The 3,159-nt window shown below is 43.8% G+C and carries 4 protein-coding genes; 1 reads left to right on the plus strand and 3 read right to left on the minus strand.

The features are described 5' to 3' along the window. Positions 1-64: 64 nt before the first annotated feature. The 3 genes from A3766_RS16870 to argC are packed head-to-tail and all read right to left on the minus strand — an operon-like array spanning position 65 to position 2,381. Entirely contained in the window at positions 65-550 is a 486-nt protein-coding gene (locus A3766_RS16870; protein ID WP_068510036.1) for a polymer-forming cytoskeletal protein, read from the minus strand. Between the two features lie 20 nt (positions 551-570). Beyond that, positions 571-1,314 (minus strand): DUF6776 family protein, encoded by a 744-nt coding sequence (locus A3766_RS16875; RefSeq protein ID WP_068510034.1) that lies wholly within the window; start codon positions 1,312-1,314, stop codon positions 571-573. A 23-nt stretch (positions 1,315-1,337) separates the two neighbouring features. Further along, positions 1,338-2,381 carry an N-acetyl-gamma-glutamyl-phosphate reductase gene (gene argC / locus A3766_RS16880; RefSeq protein ID WP_068510033.1) on the minus strand — a complete coding sequence of 348 codons (1,044 nt, stop codon included), beginning with the start codon at positions 2,379-2,381 and terminating at the stop codon, positions 1,338-1,340. A gap of 381 nt (positions 2,382-2,762) precedes the next feature. On the opposite strand from argC, the gene A3766_RS16885 reads away from it, so the two are divergent. Then, positions 2,763-3,159 (plus strand): 1-acylglycerol-3-phosphate O-acyltransferase (locus A3766_RS16885; protein WP_197479606.1); only part of this gene is annotated, 397 nt, incomplete at its 3' end.

Genomic DNA, 3,159 nt, shown 5'->3' on the forward strand with positions numbered 1-3,159 from the left:
ACAATGTCATACTTCTATACAGAGCATTATCCAATTAACCTAGTAAAACAGTCAACTATTTCATTTAGCCATTATTAGAATCTGAACCCGACACGGCTTTTAGCGCAACTTGCTCAGCGGCTTTAGTCTCTGTGCTTTCACCTGAGTCATGATTCTTAATTGATACAGGCTCTTTATGGTGAACCAGGTTACCATTAACCTCAGCACCCATCGCCATTTCGATCAGATGATAATAAACATTCCCTTTTATTGACGCATTCTTGGCCAGCTCAATATGCTTCGAAGCATAAACATCGCCATGGACTGTACCGTTAACAATGATATGAGGTGCAATCACATCACCGTCTATTTCACCAATATCGCTAATACGAACAATCGCTTCACTGTCTTCTTCAGCGCGGATGGTGCCACGAATTAAACCATCGATATGTAAACCGCCAGAGAATTGAAGATCACCCTCTATCTGGGTTTTACTTGATACCAGAGTATCAAAATGAATATTCGGACTATTATGACGCCCTTTCCCTTTTTGTTTACTCTTGCCCCACATAATGATTCTCCCAAAAGTCTCTAAATTTTTTGATCAACTAACTGCTGCCAATCGAAGCTCTGTTCAATACGAGACGCTTTCTTTCCCTTCGACTGAGCAACCACTTGGATACCTGTCGGCACAAAACCTTTCGGTAGCAGCAGATCTCCGGCTATATCCTGAAAATACTTGAATTTAAACTTGATACCCAAAGCCGTTTGCTGCTCTGATATATCTCTTAAGGCTAGAACAGTTTCTTCTTCGCCCTGCATACCTATCACGTTAATCGCAACATTCCCGGATACGTAGCTCTTGTTATCAGCCACTTGCGCTAAGACAATTTTGTAGTCAAAACGCCTATCCGTTGCACCTAGCTGAATCTCGGCTTTCTGTACTTGTAAGCCTCGCGAGTTATCTGAAGGCGCCATAATATTTTGATAAAATGACAAGTCCTTTTCTAACTGCGACACGCGAGCCTTGTAATCCCTGATCGTCTCCTGAATTTCCTGCTTTGCCAGGTCATCAATCGTCCGACCGCTTTCAAGGTTTGCGACTTGCTGCCGTAAAGCGACTTCTTCCTCTTTTAAAGCAGCATACTCTTGTGCAACTTTTGCTAATTCTTGAACGACCTTTTCGTGTGCCTGTTTTATTTGGTAATCGCCCAAAAGAAAACTTAGGACGCCCATGACCAAAATGCCAATTGCAAAAATCACCCGCCGTTTTAATTTAATACCTGGCTTGTGCTTAACTACAATCAGACGATCTTCAGCTTTCCGTTTTACCATTCTAGTACAATCTCACCTAGGTGTTAGGGCATCAATGCCACTTGCTGTAAGCCCATCATCTCATCAAAACCAAACATAAGATTCATGTTCTGAATCGCCTGGCCAGAAGAGCCTTTTACCAGGTTATCAATAACCGACAATACAATAATTGTATTACTGCCAGGTTGCTGGTGCAGTGCAATTCGGCACATATTCGACCCCTTAACGGAACGGGTTTCTGGCAAAGAGCCTAGCGGCATCACATCGACAAAAGGCTCATCCTTATAGCGCTCTTCATAGATAGCTTGAGCCTGCTCCAGACTTAATTCAGCATCAGGCTTAGGTTGTATATACAAAGTCGCTTCGATCCCTCTAATCATGGGCACGAGATGAGGAACAAAGGTCACATTAACAGGCGATCCGTTTGCTTCACTCAAAATTTGCTGGATCTCGGGTAAATGGCGATGCCCGGAAACACCGTAAGCTTTAAAGCTATCAGCGCATTCCGATAACAGCATACCAACTTTAGCTGCACGCCCAGCACCACTGGTGCCTGTTTTAGCATCTGCAATGAGACGATCCGCCTGGACTAAGCCTTGCTCAACTAAAGGTAAAAAGCCCAACTGAATAACCGTAGGAAAACACCCAGGGCAAGCAACTAATTTGGCATCTTTAATTTGTTCACGATAGATTTCAGGCAGGCCATATGCAGCCTGAGGAATTAATTCAGGGCAGGCATGCTTCTGGTCATACCAACTTTCCCATACATCTACATCTTTCAAACGAAAGTCACCTGAAAGATCAATGGTACGCAAGCCGGAATCTATAAATTCAGACATCATTGACTGAGCCACACCGTGTGGCGTTGCAAAGAAGATAAGATCACAGCCAGCTAGTTCGTCTACGCTAGGATCGGTAAAAGGCAAGTCGATGTAGCCACGAACATGAGGAAACATATCTGCAACAGGGCGGCCTTTCTCAGTACGCGAGGTAACAACAGTAATTTCAACCTTCGGATGAAGCACCAATAATCTTAATAACTCCGAACCGGTATAGCCAGTCGCGCCTACAATACCTACCTTTATCACTTTATATCCCCAAATTTCGAATCTTAAAAAACGGCCGATTATATCACGAGATCAACGGCAAGGTTGTAAGCAATTATAGCCAGCCCTATGCCAAGCAAGGCAATTTTATTACAATTTATGGCTTGTATAACAATATAGCTGTGACACAAAACGCTCTATAATCGTTTTACGCACTCATCCTCTCGATAATAATCGCCGCCTACGGACATAACTGACTCAAGCATGCTACTTACTATTCGTACAATACTCGTTCTCACTTACTTCTTTAGCGTTGCTTTGCTCGGCAGTTGCATCTGTCTTTTTAGGCCCTTCAACCCTGATAACACAAGAATATGCGGGCGACTATTCAGCTGGGGAGCTTTGAAGTTATTGGGCGTAAAAATGACGATAGAGAATAAAGAACTATTGGATAATATGCCCCCCAGCGTTGTTATCGCCAATCACCAAAGCAACCTCGACCTCTTTGTTCACGGCGGTGTCATTCCTAAGCGCTGTGTAAGCGTCGGTAAAAAGAGCCTTAAGTATCTGCCTTTATTTGGCCAGGTTTATTGGCTCGCCGGCAATATCATGATCGACCGTTCCAAAAGTCGTGAATCTATCAATACCATGGCTGAAACAACCGAAGCGCTTAAACACAATAATACTTCGATTTGGGTCTTTGCCGAAGGCACACGTAACGGCGGTAATGATCTGCTACCCTTTAAAAAAGGCGCCTTCCATATGGCTCAACAAGCCTCTGCTCCCATTGTTCCTATTTGCGCCAGTGCCTACCCCAAAC

This window comes from Oleiphilus sp. HI0132 (genome assembly GCF_001635845.1).